The 14661-nt window shown below is 66.5% G+C and carries 14 protein-coding genes and 1 riboswitch; of the genes, 8 read left to right on the plus strand and 6 right to left on the minus strand.

Translation table 11 applies throughout. The annotated features are described in order from the left end of the window. Window positions 1-10: 10 nt before the first annotated feature. Window positions 11-973, plus strand: coding sequence for a LysR family transcriptional regulator (locus BAU07_RS00240; RefSeq protein ID WP_066652512.1), 963 nt, complete (start codon window positions 11-13; stop codon window positions 971-973). On the opposite strand, the gene BAU07_RS00245 is transcribed toward BAU07_RS00240, so the two are convergent. After that, a complete protein-coding gene (locus tag BAU07_RS00245; RefSeq protein ID WP_066652513.1) occupies window positions 961-1248 on the minus strand; it encodes an acylphosphatase in 288 nt (95 codons plus the stop codon). The genes BAU07_RS00240 and BAU07_RS00245 overlap by 13 nt on opposite strands. Window positions 1249-1432: 184 nt before the next feature. Between BAU07_RS00245 and BAU07_RS00250 the strand changes: the two genes are divergently transcribed. The 6 genes from BAU07_RS00250 to BAU07_RS00275 all read left to right on the plus strand — a co-directional run bounded on the left by BAU07_RS00250 (window position 1433) and on the right by BAU07_RS00275 (window position 6093). Further along, window positions 1433-2305 carry an alpha/beta hydrolase gene (locus BAU07_RS00250; RefSeq protein ID WP_066652514.1) on the plus strand — a complete coding sequence of 291 codons (873 nt, stop codon included), beginning with the start codon at window positions 1433-1435 and terminating at the stop codon, window positions 2303-2305. A 270-nt stretch (window positions 2306-2575) separates the two neighbouring features. Next, window positions 2576-3478, plus strand: coding sequence for a phytanoyl-CoA dioxygenase family protein (locus BAU07_RS00255; protein ID WP_066652515.1), 903 nt, complete (start codon window positions 2576-2578; stop codon window positions 3476-3478). A 79-nt stretch (window positions 3479-3557) separates the two neighbouring features. Beyond that, window positions 3558-3851 carry a TFIIB-type zinc ribbon-containing protein gene (locus tag BAU07_RS00260; protein WP_066652518.1) on the plus strand — a complete coding sequence of 98 codons (294 nt, stop codon included), beginning with the start codon at window positions 3558-3560 and terminating at the stop codon, window positions 3849-3851. A 157-nt stretch (window positions 3852-4008) separates the two neighbouring features. Further along, window positions 4009-4941 (plus strand): 2-dehydropantoate 2-reductase, encoded by a 933-nt coding sequence (gene panE, locus BAU07_RS00265; protein WP_066652520.1) that lies wholly within the window; start codon window positions 4009-4011, stop codon window positions 4939-4941. 104 nt (window positions 4942-5045) lie between these two features. Next, entirely contained in the window at window positions 5046-5498 is a 453-nt protein-coding gene (locus tag BAU07_RS00270) for a nuclear transport factor 2 family protein (RefSeq protein WP_084025032.1), read from the plus strand. Window positions 5499-5562: 64 nt separating this feature from the next. Further along, complete coding sequence (locus tag BAU07_RS00275; RefSeq protein ID WP_066652522.1) at window positions 5563-6093, plus strand: nucleoside 2-deoxyribosyltransferase; 531 nt, start codon at window positions 5563-5565, stop codon at window positions 6091-6093. 41 nt (window positions 6094-6134) lie between these two features. Here the strand turns inward: BAU07_RS00275 and ribB are convergent, their stop codons facing one another. The 3 genes from ribB to BAU07_RS00290 form a co-directional block, all read right to left on the minus strand. Then, on the minus strand, window positions 6135-6851 hold the full coding sequence (gene ribB / locus BAU07_RS00280; RefSeq protein WP_066652524.1) for a 3,4-dihydroxy-2-butanone-4-phosphate synthase: 717 nt from the start codon (window positions 6849-6851) through the stop codon (window positions 6135-6137). Between the two features lie 109 nt (window positions 6852-6960). Next, a riboswitch (FMN riboswitch) is annotated at window positions 6961-7116 on the minus strand. Between the two features lie 126 nt (window positions 7117-7242). Then, a complete protein-coding gene (locus tag BAU07_RS00285) occupies window positions 7243-7728 on the minus strand; it encodes an SET domain-containing protein (RefSeq protein WP_066652527.1) in 486 nt (161 codons plus the stop codon). An 88-nt stretch (window positions 7729-7816) separates the two neighbouring features. Continuing rightward, a complete protein-coding gene (locus BAU07_RS00290; RefSeq protein WP_066652528.1) occupies window positions 7817-8290 on the minus strand; it encodes an Lrp/AsnC family transcriptional regulator in 474 nt (157 codons plus the stop codon). Between the two features lie 94 nt (window positions 8291-8384). Here BAU07_RS00290 and ilvB point away from each other — a divergent pair, with 94 nt between their 5' ends. Further along, a complete protein-coding gene (ilvB, locus tag BAU07_RS00295; RefSeq protein WP_157121894.1) occupies window positions 8385-10208 on the plus strand; it encodes a biosynthetic-type acetolactate synthase large subunit in 1824 nt (607 codons plus the stop codon). 26 nt (window positions 10209-10234) lie between these two features. On the opposite strand, the gene BAU07_RS00300 is transcribed toward ilvB, so the two are convergent. Both BAU07_RS00300 and BAU07_RS00305 read right to left on the minus strand, forming a co-directional pair. Beyond that, window positions 10235-11668, minus strand: a complete 1434-nt coding sequence (locus tag BAU07_RS00300; protein ID WP_066652529.1) for an aldehyde dehydrogenase family protein — start codon at window positions 11666-11668, stop codon at window positions 10235-10237. 246 nt (window positions 11669-11914) lie between these two features. Next, a complete protein-coding gene (locus BAU07_RS00305) occupies window positions 11915-14644 on the minus strand; it encodes a DNA topoisomerase III (RefSeq protein ID WP_066652531.1) in 2730 nt (909 codons plus the stop codon). Between the last annotated feature and the right edge of the window lie 17 nt (window positions 14645-14661).

A 14661-nucleotide genomic window follows, 5' to 3' on the forward strand; every position in this document is an offset into this window, starting at 1 on the left:
GGAAGACAGGATGTCGCTTACCGTTCGACAGCTGGAAATCATCCGTGCCGTCAGCGTCCATGGCTCGGTGACCGAGGCGGCCAGCGCGCTCGGCATTTCCCAGCCGGCCATCAGCCTGATGCTGCGGGACTGCGCTTCGCATGCGGGCTTTCCTTTTTTTGTACGCAAGCATGGAAGGCTCCAGGCCACGCGGGAGACGCAGGTCATCCTGGCCGAACTCAATCGCATCTTCGACAGCATCGAACGCGTCAACCGTTTGATGGACGATATGCGGGAGATGACCGTCGGCACGGTGCAGGTCGCGGCGGTGCCCACCCTGGCCGACAATCTGCTGGCGCCGACCATCGCGGAATTCCAGAAGTCGTGGCCGCATATCCAGATCTCGGTATTCACGCTGGACAATCTGGGCGTCTTCGAGAATGTGGTGCAGGAGCGCGTGGACTTCGGGCTGGGACTGTCGCCCCTGCATCATCGCGACGGCCGGATGGTGGAGGGCCGCATGAGCGACCTGTGCGCCTCCGAACTGGTCTGCGTGGTGCACCCGGACAGCCCGCTGGCCACCCGCGAGTCCGTTACGCCGGCCGACCTGGCGCCTTATCCGCTGATTTCATTCGGCAAGACCCAGCCCCTGGGCGCATTGATCGAGGAAAGCTTCCAGCGCGCCGGCGTGGTGCGGCGTATTGCCCTGGAGGTGACGCTTACGTCGGTGGCTTGCTCGCTGGCGCGTTCGGGCGCGGGGGCCGCCATCATCGATCCTTTCCACCTCTGGGCGCCGCGGGACTACGGCGTGGTCACGCTGCGCTACCGGCCGCGCACCGAAGTGAAAGCCCAAATGCTGCTGCCCAACAATACGCCCCTGTCCCGTTCGGCGCGCCTGTTCGTGTCGGCCTTGCATCGTACCGTGCGCGAACGCGGATTCGCATGGGAAAGCGACGGATCCCCGGCCGGCACGGTCGGCGATCACAGTTGCTGAAAGCTGCTGAACCGTTTGTCCAGGAATTCCCGGCGCGAATCGATTTCCTTCACCATCGCGCCGGGCGGGCCGCGGCCCAGCCATTCCAGCATCTGGTCTACCTGGTCGGGGGTGCCCTGCACCAGCGCCTCGACGGAGCCGTCCTGGCGGTTCTGCACCCAGCCGGTCGCGCCCACCATATGCGCGCGCCGGACGGTGGCCAGGCGAAAGCCAACGCCTTGCACTTTGCCGCGGACGTGGACGAAGACGGTTTCGATCAAGGGGTCGTGAGCCATGATGTACAGCGGGTATCGACTTGGAACCGGCTATTTTTCCACAGGCACCGCTCAACCATGCGTGCGCATTAGTCGGGACAGGGAAATTGTTAAGTCGCGGCCACGCGGTTTATCCCGGTCCGGGCATTTCTTATGCTAACTACCATTACATACACGCCCGTCCAAGGGCAACGGTTGATGTGCCATGTCCTGTGATTCAGAAATCGCCGCGCGGCGGCCGACGCTGCCTGCCGATGCGGCCTCCGCGGCGATCCCCGATACGCCCCCCTGCCGCGTCCGGTTCTATGGCAGGCGCAGCCCGGGCAGCCCGGCGCCGCTGGTCGTGCACTTTCACGGCGGCGCCTTCGTGTCCGGATCGGTGGACCGGGATTCCATCGTCGCGCGTTTGCTGGCCGACGCGGGCGCGGTCGTGGTGTCCGTGGACTATCCGCTGGCGCCGGACCACCCCTTTCCTTCGCCGGTAGAGAAGGCGTACGCCACGCTGTGCTGGCTGCACCACCATCGGGCGCGGCTGGCCGGCAAGGGCGCCGCGCTGTTCGTGGCGGGCGAGGAAGCAGGCGGCAATATCGCCGCCTCGGTGGCCTTGATGGCCCGCGATCGCCTGGGGCCGCCCCTGGCCGGACAGATCCTGTTTTCGCCCCTGCTCGATGCGAGCATGGGCACGGCCTCGATGCGCTGTGCCCAGGGAACGCCCGCCGGGACGGAATGGGCCGATGGGTGGAAACAATACCTGGCCTGTCCCTGCGACGTCTGCCACCCGTATGCGACCCCCGCGGCCGGCACGCGTTTCGCCGGCTTGCCGCCCCTGCTGCTGCTGAGCGGACCGCATGATCCCCTGCGCGACGAGGGGCGCAGCTATGCCTCGCGGCTGCGCGCCGCCGGCGTCCCGGCGACGCGGGCCGTCCTGGAGGAAGCGACGCTCTGGACCCCTGCTGCCGAAGCCCAGGGCGCGGCCCCATCGACCGCGGGTCTGGAAGCCGTGCGCGCCCGTCTTTTCAGCTTTCTCGTCACGCAGCCGGGCCGCCCGGCGCGGGCGGACCGCGCCTCGGCGTCCTGACCGGCCGGCTGGCGGCTTTCCGCAGGCGCGGGCCCCGCTGTAAACCTCCGTCACGCTTTTCCACCGTTCCGCCTCAGCCGTAGGTCGTCCCGCGGCGAGCCCGGGCGCACGTCGTTGGTGCGAAACATCCCCATTACGCATGAGCTGGCCGGCGTGCCCGTCCTAGGAGGGACGAGCGATAGTTGCCCGGACCTCGAAGGACTACCTTAGCGCCACAAGGCCGTTTCATAGGGAAAAGTGGCCGTCGTCCCAACAGCGCGGAGCGTAAATGTGAACCAACAATATCTCCTTCCGGAAGAGATTACGGCTGAATACAAGAAGCAGGGGTACATTTCGCTGGAGACGATATGTCCGGCGGAAGAAGTGGCGCAGATACGCCGTACGCTCATGCAGATGTTCGAGAAGAAGGTCGGGTACGAAGAGGGCGCCCAGTACGACTTCGCCAGCCGGGACGATCCGAACAAGCCGCAGACCTTTCCCAGCCTGCACGACCCCTCGCACTACGCGCCGGAGCTGCTGAAGACCACTTACCATCGCCGCGCGCTGGCCATCGCCAAGCAACTGCTGGGTGAAGACGCAGCGCTGTACGGCGAGCACGCCTTGCTCAAGCCTGCGCGCGTCGGCCCCGAGACGCCCTGGCACCAGGACGAGGCGTTCCGCTCCCCCGATTTCGAATACCGCGAGCTGAGCATATGGCTGGCTTTGCAGCCGGTCGGCGAAGTGAACGGGTGCATGCAGTTCATTCCGGGTTCGAACCGCTACGAAGTGCTCAAGCATCGGTCCCCGGGCAATGACAAGACCCTGCACCCGCTGGAGTGCTGCGACGATTTTCCGCGCTCCCAGGCGGTGGCCGTGCCGCTGCCGGCGGGCGGCTGCACCGTACATGACATGCGCACGCTGCATTACACCGGGCCGAATACCTCCGACGCGCCGCGCCTGGCCTACATCCTGATTTTCAATGTACCGCCGACCTACAAGCCGGGCCTGCGCAAGTTCGAATGGCTGGAGGGGCGCCGCACGGACAGCCAGGTGCGCAAGCGGGAATGGCACCGGCGCGGCGGCATCGCCGTCGAAGTGATGCGGCGCCTGCCCCGTGCGCGGCTTACCAACGGTAGATGGATGGCCTGGGCGGCGATCCGGGCGGTAAGCAAGGTCTGGAATCGGGCGCGCTGACGTGGCGGAACGCGACGCCGGGAACCAATAGCCGGGTGGGTGGTCCTATTTCGTTCAGTTAAACGTAAGGAGGACCACGATGAGATGCCCCGTTTGCAAAGAGACCGACCTCGTCATGTCGGCTCGCCAGAACATCGAGATCGATTACTGCCCCCAGTGCCGCGGCGTCTGGCTGGACCGCGGCGAACTGGACAAGCTGATCGAGCGCAGTGTCCAGGAAACCGGGGCCGCGCAGGCGGCTGCGCCGGTTGCGGCCGCCGCCCCGCCACCCCAGGGACGCCCCTATCGGGACGACGATCATCATGGCCGTTATCACGGGGGCCATGACCGGGGATACCGCAAGAAATCCTTCTGGCACGAGATCTTCGACTGAGCCCGCTCCCCGGCGCAGCCGGCCCGCCGCGCGCCCGTTCAGTATGGCGTCAACCCCCCTGCCGATGGGGCCATTGGGCCATTCCAACCCATGCTTCGGCGCATAATGCCGCCCTGGTGGACGGGCGCACGATGCGCCCGGCTGGATGGAGATGGACATGCGGATGTTGTTTCTCGGCGCCGGGGGCACGGGCGGCTATTTCGGCGGGCGCGCGGCGGAAGCCGGCGCCGACGTGACCTTCCTGCTGCGCGATGCGCGCGCGGCCCAGGTACGCGAGCAGGGTCTGCGCATACGCAGCCCGCGCGGGGACAGTACGGTGCGGCCGAAGGTCGTGACCACGCAGACGCTGAGCGGCCATTACGACGTGATCGTGCTCAGCTGCAAGGCTTACGACCTGCGCAGCGCCGTGCAGGCGATCGCCCCCGCCATGGGGCCGGGTTCCGTCATCCTGCCCATCATGAACGGCATGGCGCAATACGATGTGCTGGATCACGCCTTCGGCGCCCATCGGGTGCTGGGCGGCCTGTGCCAGATCAACGCCACGCTGGGTCCGGAAGGCGAAGTCATCCACATGGGTTCGCACTGCGGATTCATCTTCGGCGAGCGTACCGGTGAGCCGCGCAGCGCACGCTGCGTGGCGCTCGAGGCAGCGCTTGCCGAGGCCAATTTCTCTTCGCGGTTGAGCACGGCGATCCACCAGGACAGCTGGGAGAAGTACGTGTTCCTGTGCACCCTGGCCGCGGGTACCTGCCTGATGCGTGGCTCCGTGGGCGAGATCGCGTCCACCGCGGACGGCCAGGCGGTGATGGCGGCGCTGCTGGGCGAGGCGCAGGCAGTGTCGGCAGCGGCCGGCTATCGGGTGCGGCCGGAGGCGGACGCGGCGGCACGCAAGCTGTTTTCCGACGCGCAGTCCCCTGCGACCGCGTCGATGTTCCGCGACCTGCAGCAGGGTTCGCGGGTGGAAGCCGACCATGTGGTGGGCGATATGATCGCCCGCGGCGTCGCGACCGGCGTCGCCACGCCGTATTTGCGCGTGGCTTATGCGCACCTGCAGGTCTATCAGAACCGCGTGCAGCCACGGCAAGCCTGAAGGGCCGGGTCCAGGCCCGGCCACCGGTTTTGGATTTTGTTTACACTGGTGCGCCACGGGCGCCAGGCGCGGCCGTGTCTTTCTCGATATCCATCCGGAACGTCATGAAGCTCAGAACCCTCCTCGCCACCGCCTTGCTCCTGACGGCCGCATGCGCGGCCGGCGTGGCGCACGCGGCGCCGCCGGCCAACAACAAGGAGCTGGTGCTGGCGTTTTTCCGGATGATGTTTCTGGAAAAGAACGTCGATAAAGCCATGCAGGCCTATGTGGACAAGGGACTGATCCAGCATGACCCGTATCTGCCGGACGGCGCCGACGCCATGGGTGATTTTTTCACGTCGTATTTCGAGCAGCATCCGCAGGCGAACGCCGAGATCAAGCTGGTGATCGCCGAAGGCGACCTGGTGATGGTGCAGTCCTTGTGGAAGGAGTCCCCGGAGGACACCGGCCAGGCCCTGGTCGATATATTCCGCGCGCAGAACGGCAAGATCGTCGAGCATTGGGCGGTCAGCCAGGACATCCCGGAGAATCCGGCGAACCGCAACACCATGTTCTGAGGCGGCTGCCCCGGCCGGGCCTCCGCCGCCTTCATTCTTCTCTTCCCTATCGGGGGGGCACACGATGACGGCTTCCGGGCGCGCTTATACCTTGTATCTGGCGGGCTTCGACGTCTTCCGGCCCGACGCCGTCGCGTACGGCGAATCGCTCAAGGCGATGTGCCGGCAACACGGAATCGAAGGCCTGTATCCCCTGGATAATGCCGGCCCGGCGGAATTGCGCGATCGCGCCCTGGCGGCATGGATATACCGGAGCAATATCGCGCTGATCCAGCGTGCCGACGGCGTCCTGGCGAACTTGAACCCTTTTCGGGGCGCGGAACCGGATTCCGGCACGGCCTTCGAAGTAGGTTATGCCGTGGCGCTGGGCAAGCCGGTCTGGGCGTATACGCGCCAGGCCGGCTCCATCGTCGATCAGGTGGCCGTGGCGAAATCCGCGGACGGGACGCGGCATGTCGACGCCGGCGGGTACACGGTGGAAGACTTCGGGATGAACCTGAACCTGATGCTGGCATGCAGCGCCACGGTCGTCGTGGGCGATGCGGCGGCCTGCCTGGCACGCGTCGCGCGGGATATCGGCGGCGGGCGGCAGTAGCGCACGGCCGCCGTTACCGGCGGCCGGCGGGGGGCGGGCGCTCAGGCCGCGGAGGCCACTTCGACCGGGACTTCGCTGTCCTGCCTGGCCAGGGCACGGCGGTAGTCAGCCAGTTCAGCGATGGTCAGCGCGACCAGGCCGTGCTTGGCGGCGTAGCGTTCGATCGCCGCGCCACGGGCCATGGTGCCATCGTCGTTCATCAGTTCGCACAGCACGGCCGCCGGCCGCAGTCCGGCCAATACCGCCAGATCCACGGAGCCTTCCGTATGGCCGCGCCGCGCCAGCACGCCGCCCGGCTGGGCACGCAACGGGAACACATGCCCCGGGCTGACGACGTCGCCGGCTTTGGCGTGGGGCGCGATGGCCGCGCGTATCGTGGTGACGCGGTCCTGCGCGGACACGCCCGTGGTGACGCCTTCGCGCGCTTCGATCGATACGGTGAAGGCCGTGCCATGGCGGCTTTCGTTGCGCGCGACCATGGGCGGCAGCGCCATGCGCTCCAGGGTTTCATCATCCAGGCACAGGCAGACGATGCCGCTGCAATCGCGGATGAGCTGCGCCATGACGGGCACGGTGATCTTGTCGGCGGCGACGATCAGATCGGCTTCGTTCTCGCGATCGAAGTCGTCCATCAGGATGACGGGACGGCCCAGGCGCATGTGGTGCAGCGCGCGCGCCAGGCGCATGGGGAACGGTTGCGACGCGATGGCCGGATAGCGGGGATCCGGAACGGCGGTGTGGGAAGGTGCTAGGGACATTGAAACGCTCTCGCGGAAAAGTTGGGCGAAAAACGTTTCAGGGCAATGGACAGCCAAACGCAAAACCGCGGGCACGCCTTCGGGGCGTGCAAGGTACGGAAGTGTGCCGGCACATCTTCTCTCATCCGGACTATGACCGTCGGCTCTGGATTCGGACCAGATCTGCTGACCCCGCCGACCGTTGCCGGACCGCGGGCGCTCGCGGGCTTGCCACATTGCGTGACCTACCGCCGGTGGGGAATTACACCCCGCCCTGAAGACGCACTGCAATGCCGCCCATAGGCGACATAAGGGGTATTGTAAGTCAAGTCCTACGGGCCCTGCGGCAATTCCGCGCTGGCGGCAGGGCTTAGGGCTTAGGGCGCCAGGGCGCCCTTGCCTGCAGGCGCCTTCAGGCTTTCTTTTTCTTTTTCTTGGGCAACGCCAGCATGGTGCCGCGACAGGTGGCGGCGCCGCACAGGCACTTGTACCCTTCCTTCAACGACTTGGTGATCTTGCCGTCCATCACCAGCCCGTAGTCGTAGAACAACTCCTCGCCACGCTTGAGGTCGCGCAGCGCCACGATATACACCCGCTTGCCGGCGCGCCCTTCCTGCGCTTCGCAGTTCGGCTCGCAGCTGTGGTTGATCCAGCGCGCGTCGTTGCCGTCGACGCCGCCGTCGATCACCTTGCCGGAGGTCAGCGAGAAGAAGAAGGTATGGAAGGGATCGTCCGGATTCGTCGGATGGCGGCGGTCCGCTTCCTTGGGGCTGATGCGTTCGCCCGTGTATTCGAGGATGCGCGTGCCCGCCGGGATCTTGCGGGCGGCGAACACGCCGTTGCCGTGCAAGGGGGAGCGGCGCACGACGTGCCAGGGTTTGGAGATTTCTTCGGTCATGAGCAGCCAGGAACCACGCCGTCGGGCGCAGGATGATGGGGGACGCCGGACTCGCGCCGGACGCGCGTATGCGTGAAATGACGGGGGATTATATCGGTGCGGGTGGCATCAGCGGCAGCATCGATTCCTTCAGCCGGCGCAGGACGAAGCTCGACTTGCTGTGTCTTATGCCCGGTATGCGGTACAGCTGTTCGCGCAGCAGCCTTTCATAGTCGCGGGTATCGCGCACGGCGATGCGTATGTAGTAGTCGTAGTCGCCGGAGACCAGGAAGGCTTCCAGCACTTCCGGGATCTGCGCCAGCGCGCGCCCGAACTCATACAGGGTTTCTTCGCTGTGGCTTTCCAGCGTCACGTGCACGATGACGGTGTCCATGAAGCCCAGCGCCGCCGGATCGATGTTGACGGTGTAGCCGCGGATCACCCCCGCAGTTTCCATGCGCTTGATGCGGTTCCAGCACGGCGTCGAGGACAGCCCCACGGCCGCGCCGATCTCGTTCAGGCTGGCGCGCGCATTGTCCTGGAGGACACGCAATATGGCGAGATCGAACTTGTCCAGATGCATTTTCTTGAATTTCCGAGTTCGTCAGACAAATTTACCTGGGATTTGCCCTCAAGAGAGAAAATCAGGATAAATATTCCGCCGTATCCGTCCTAACATGGTCACCATGAATGACCGACTCCACACTCAGGCTTTGACCGGCGCCGATGCCGGCCGCGCGACGCCCCTTCCCAATGGCGCGCGGATTCTGCTCGATACCTTGCTGGCCAACGGCGTCGATACCGTCTTCGGCTATCCCGGCGGAGCTGTCCTGCCCTTGTACGACGCGCTGTACGCCGAACCGCGGCTGCGCCACGTGCTGGTCCGCCACGAACAGGCCGCCGTGCATGCGGCGGAAGGCTACGCCCGTACGACGGGCCGTCCGGGCGTGGTCTTCGTGACGTCGGGCCCCGGCATGGCGAATACGACATCCGGCTTGCTCGACGCCATGTGCGATTCCATCCCGGTGCTGTGCATCAGCGGACAGGTCGCCACCAGCGCCATCGGGACCGATGCCTTCCAGGAATGCGACGCCATCGGTATCTCGCGGCCGGTCACCAAGTGGAATACGCAGATCCGCAGCCTGGATACGGTTGCGGATACGGTCGAGCGCGCGCTCCGGCTCACGCGCCAGGGACGGCCCGGGCCGGTGCTGGTGGATTTCCCGAAGGACATACAGCAGGCCTTGCCGGCGGACCAGGACGAAGCGCTGCCCGCGGCGGAGCGGCACGGCGTGACGGCGCTCCGGGCGCGCCGTCAGGCCACCAAGGCCGCGTTCAAGGTGCCGCAAAGCGCGCTGCGCCGCGCCGCCGACCTCATCGCCCAGGCGCGCCGCCCGGTGTTCTATGGCGGCGGCGGGCTGATCAATGCGGGACCTGAGGCTTGCCACGCCTTCACGCAACTGGTGCGCCACGTCGGCGCGCCATGCACGCTTACCTTGATGGGACTGGGCGCCTTTCCAGCCGGCGATCCGCAGTTTCTGGGCATGCTGGGCATGCACGGAACCCTGGAGGCCAACCTGGCCATGCACCACGCCGACCTGATCATCTGCGTGGGCGCGCGCTTCGACGACCGCATCACGGGCAGGCTGGCGGACTTCTGCCCCCATGCCCGCAAGATCCATATCGACATCGACCCTGCGTCGATCAACAAGGTCGTGCGCGTGGACGTGGCCATGGTGGGCGATTGCCTGCCGCTGGTCGGGGCGTTGCACGAGGCGCTGGCGCATCGCGCGCCCCCGGCCGAACAGCTGGAAACCTGGTGGCATCGCATTGAGCGCTGGCGTGGCAAGCAGTGCCTGCGTATCGAGCCGCGCGACGATGCCATCCTGCCGCAGCAGCTCATGCAGCGCCTGGATGCCGCGCTGGCCGGCCGCGATGCCATCGTGTCGACCGACGTAGGCCAGCACCAGATGTGGGCGGCGCAATACCTGAAATTCGATGCGCCCAACCGCTGGCTGACGTCGGGCGGCGCGGGCACCATGGGTTACGGGGTGCCGGCCGCCATCGGCGCGCAGGTCGCGCATCCGGATCGCACCGTGGTCTGTGTCAGCGGCGATGCGTCCGTGCTCATGAACATCCAGGAATTGTCCACGGCCGTCCAGCACGATGCGCCGGTCAAGGTGGTCCTGTGCAACAACGGCTACATGGGCATGGTGCGGCAGTGGCAGGAGCTGATCCATGGCGGCCGGTACAGCCACAGCTACAACGCCTCGCTACCCGATTTCGTCGCCCTGGCGCGCGCCTTCGGCTGGGGCGCGGCGCGCGTTTCCGATCCGGCCGCGCTGGACGAGGCGCTGGCGCGCTGCCTGGAAAGCCGCGGTCCGTACTTCCTGGACGTGTGCGTGGCGGAGCAGGAAAACTGCTATCCCATGATGCCGGCGGGACAGGGCCACCATCGCATGATGCTGGCCGGCGGCGTCTGGTACGAGGACGAGGCCTGAGCCGCCGGCTGGCGCCGTGCCGGCGCTCAATCGTGCTTGATGGAGATCGTCTTCAGCACGGTGAAGCCGTACAAGGCTTCGAAGCCCTTTTCGCGCCCATGGCCGCTCGCCTTCACGCCGCCGAAGGGCAGTTCGATGCCGCCGCCGGCGCCGTAGTTGTTGATGAAGACCTGTCCCGCCCGCACCTTGCGCGCCATGCGTAGCTGGCGTCCGCCATCGCGTGTCCAGATGCTGGCCACCAGGCCGTAGTCGGTCGAGTTGGCGATGCGCACCGCATCCGCTTCGTCTTCGAACGGAATGGCGGCCAGTACCGGCCCGAAGACCTCGTCGCGGGCCAGCCGGTGATCCAGCGGCACGTCGCGCAGCAACGTCGGCACCTGGTAGTAGCCTTGCGCGGGCGCTCCGTCGGCGAGGCGGCCCTGCGCGACCGTGGCGATGCCGTCGCCCCGCGCCTGGGACAGGAAATCGGCCACGCGCGCCTGCTGGGTCTTGCGGATGAGCGGCCCGCAATCCAGGTCCATGTCCGCCGGCCCGGTACGCAGGGCGGCGAACGCGGCACCGACTTTATCCAGCACCGCTTCGTACGCACTGCGCTGAACCAGCAGGCGGCTTCCCGCCGAGCAGGTCTGGCCGGCATTCTGCACGATGGCGTTGATGACGACCGGCAGCATGGCGTCGAAGTCGGCGTCCGCGAACACGATCTGCGGCGATTTGCCGCCCAGCTCCGTCGTCACCGGGGTGTGGTTGGCCGCTGCCGTCTGTGTCACCAGGATGCCGATGGAGGGCGAACCGGTGAACGAAATATGGTCGATGCCGGGATGGCGGGCCAGGGCGTCGCCCGCTTCATGTCCATAGCCGGTGACGACATTGATGGCGCCTGGCGGAAAGCCTGCCTCCGCAGCCAGTTCGGCGATGCGCAGCACGGACAGGCATGCGTCCTCCGCGGGTTTCACCACGCAGGCGTTGCCGGCGGCCAGCGCGCCGCCGACGCTGCGCCCGAAGATCTGCAGGGGATAGTTCCAGGGCACGATGTGGCCGGTAACGCCATGCGGTTCGCGCAGCGTCAGGACGGTGTAGCCGTTCTGGTAGGGCAGGGTTGCGCCGTGCAGCTTGTCCGCCGCACCGCCGTAGAACTCGAAGTAGCGCGCGATGGCCGTTACGTCGGCGCGCGCCTGGCGGGTCGGTTTGCCGCAATCGCGCGATTCGATCGCGGCCAGTTCGTCGAAGTGGTCCATGACCAGCAAGGACAGCTTGAGCAGCAGGCGTCCGCGTTCCGCGGCGGTGAGCGCGCCCCAGGGGCCTTCATAGGCCTTGCGCGCCGCGCGCACCGCGCGATCGATGTCGGCGGCGTTGCCGCGCGGAATGGCGTCGAATTCGGCGCCGGTGGAGGGGTCGATGACCGGAATGAATTCTCCCGACGAAGACGCGACGGGGCGATTGTCGATGAAATGCTGCTGCATGCTGGACGACCTCTGGATGTCTCCCCTCGCCGGTTGCGCCTGGCGGGCCCGGTTGCCTGGGGTCTTGCGTGGCCGTGGCGGACGCGGCCGACAGGGAAAAGGCCGCGCGCCTTACAGGCGTCCCGCGGCCGCCGCGCGCCGCCGCGGCGACCAACAGTCTACGCCCGCATGGGGCGCGCGGGCCAGCGCCGGGCGGCGCCGGCCAACCCGTTGGCCGGCGCCGCCCGGCGGTGCACACCGCGATCGCTAGGCAGCGCTCTTCACGGGTGCCTTCCTGGCTGCCTTCTTCGCCGCGGCTTTCCTGGCCGGGGCCTTCTTCGCGGCAGTCTTGGCCGCGGCGGCCTTCTTCACCGCCACTTTGGCGCCTGGCGCGGCGGCGTCGGTATCGCCACCCGTCGCGGACGGCGTACGCGTTGCCGCGGTCTTTGCGGCCGCTTTGGCCGCCGTCTTCGTGCCGGCCCTCGCCGTCTTCGTGGCTGTCTTGGACGGCGCTGCCCGACCGGCCGTTTTGGCCGCCGTCTTCTCGCCGCGTGGTTCGAACTCGAAGCCGATCTTGCCGTCCGGCTGGCGCACCAGGTAAGCCTTGAACTTGCGGTTGGTACGGCTGGACACGAAGCCATCCAGCAGGTCCGTCCGACCTTCGTTCAGGAGCTTTTCCATCTGCGCGCGCGAGATCTCCTGTTGCAGGATGACCTTGCCCGAGCGGAAGTCGCAGGTCTTGTCCGGACCGACGGCTTTCTCGCACACATAGCTCATGCCATGTTCGAACACGCGCGACTGGCATTTCGGACACGGCCCGACCGGCGTGTGGCCGGAGAAGTCCACCGGCTCGTTGTCCTCGGCATTGCTTTGCCCGAAGTCGAACTCCAGCTTGTACTCGTCGGTGATGCGCAGGATGGCGGCAAAGGGCCGGCCCATCTTGCTGATGAATCCTTGCAGCGGCCCGAGTTCGCGCTTGGCCAGCAACTCCTCCACTTCCGGCAACTCGAAGGTACGGCCGCCGGGGTACTTGCTGATGGAGAAATCGCAACGCGTGCAGGCGTAGCGGCGATAGTTTTCCTTCACCACGCCGCCGCACTTGGGGCACGGCGTCTGCAGCGTGGCGTAGTCGCCCGGCACCGTATCGCGTTCGTATTCCTTGGCGCGCTTGACGATGACCTGGGTCATCTGTGCGATCTCGCGCATGAACGCATCGCGCGCCAGGCCGCCCTGCTCGATCTGCTTGAGCTTGTGCTCCCATTCCCCGGTGAGTTCCGGCGACGTCAATTCGGCCACGTCCAGTCCAGACAGCAGCGTCATCAACTGGCGCGCCTTGGCCGTCGGGACCAGGTCGCGCCCTTCGCGCCGCAGGTAGGCTTCGTTGAGCAAGCCTTCGATAATCGCCGCGCGCGTGGCCGGCGTGCCGAGGCCGCGCTCGGACATCGCCTCGCGCAGCTCTTCGTCTTCGACCAGCTTGCCCGCGCCTTCCATGGCCGACAGCAGCGTGCCTTCGTTGTAGCGTGGCGGCGGCTTGGTCGTCAGGCCCACGGCGTCGACTTCTTCGGTGCGCACCCGTTCGCCTTCCGCGACGGGCACCAGGTTGGCATCCTCGTCCTGGGCTTCCTTGCCGTATACGGCAAGCCATCCCGGCGCCACCAGCACCTTGCCGTCGGTCCGGAAACGGTGGCCCTGCACTTGCGTCATGCGGGTCGTGACGCGGTACTCCGCCGCGGGGAAGAACACGGCCAGGAAGCGCTTGAGCACCAGGTCATACAGCTTGGCTTCGGCCTCGCTGAGATCGCGCGGCACTTGCAGCGTCGGGATGATGGCGAAGTGGTCCGAGACCTTCTTGTTGTCGAAGATGCGGCGGTTCGGCTTCACCCAGTTCTGCGCGATGATGTGCGCGGCGTGCCGCGCCGAGGCCGCGGCGGGACCGGTCTGCGCGTCGCCCAACGTGCGCAGCGTGTCGCGCACCGTCGTGATGTAGTCCTCGGGCAGGTAGCGCGAGTCGGTCCGCGGATAGGTCAGGGCTTTGTGGCGTTCATACAGGCTTTGCGCCAGCGCCAGCGTGGTCTTGGCGGAAAAGCCGAAGCGGCCGTTGGCCTCGCGTTGCAGGGAGGTCAGGTCGTACAGCGCGGGCGACAACTGCGTGGAAGGCTTGGATTCCTCCGTGACAACCCCATGCTGCTCGCGGCAGGCGGCGACCACGCTCTGGGCAGCCGCCTCCGACCACAGGCGCGATTCGCGCTTTTCCGGATCGCGTTCGTCGCGCTTGAAGTCGGGGTCGATCCAGCGGCCTTCATACAAGCCGGCAGCCGCGACGAAGGTCGCGCGCACTTCCCAGTAGTCGCGCGGCACGAAGGCCCGGATCCGGTTCTCGCGTTCGTGCACGATCGCCAGCGTCGGAGTCTGCACGCGCCCGACGGGTGTCTTGAAGAAACCGCCGTCCTTGCTGTTGAAGGCGGTCATGGCGCGCGTGCCGTTGATACCCACCAGCCAGTCCGCCTCGGCGCGCGAACGCGCGGCCGCCTCGAGCGGTTTCATTACGGTGTCGTCGCGCAGGTTGGCGAAGGCCTCGCGTATGGCGGCCTGGGTCATCGACTGCAGCCACAAGCGGCGTATCGGCTTGTTTACACCGGCATACTGGATGATGTAACGAAAGATCAGTTCACCTTCGCGGCCGGCGTCGCAAGCATTGATGATGCTGTCGACGTCCTTGCGTTTGGCCAGGCGGACCAGCAGCTTCAACCGTTCGCTCGATCGCTTGTCCGTCGGTCCCAATTCGAATTGCGGGGGAATGACCGGCAGATGGGTGAAGCTCCATTTTCCTTTGACGGGATCGTTCGGCGCGACCAGGCTCAGCAAATGGCCGACGCTGGAAGCAAGAACGTAACGTTCACTTTCAAAGTATTCCCCTTCACGCGCGAACCCTCCCAGGGCGCGTGATATATCCAGGGCGACCGAGGGCTTCTCGGCAATAATCAACGTTTTGCTCATGTGTGTCCAATGGCGGC

It is taken from the genome of Bordetella flabilis (assembly GCF_001676725.1).
Lineage (GTDB): Bacteria > Pseudomonadota > Gammaproteobacteria > Burkholderiales > Burkholderiaceae_B > Bordetella_C > Bordetella_C flabilis.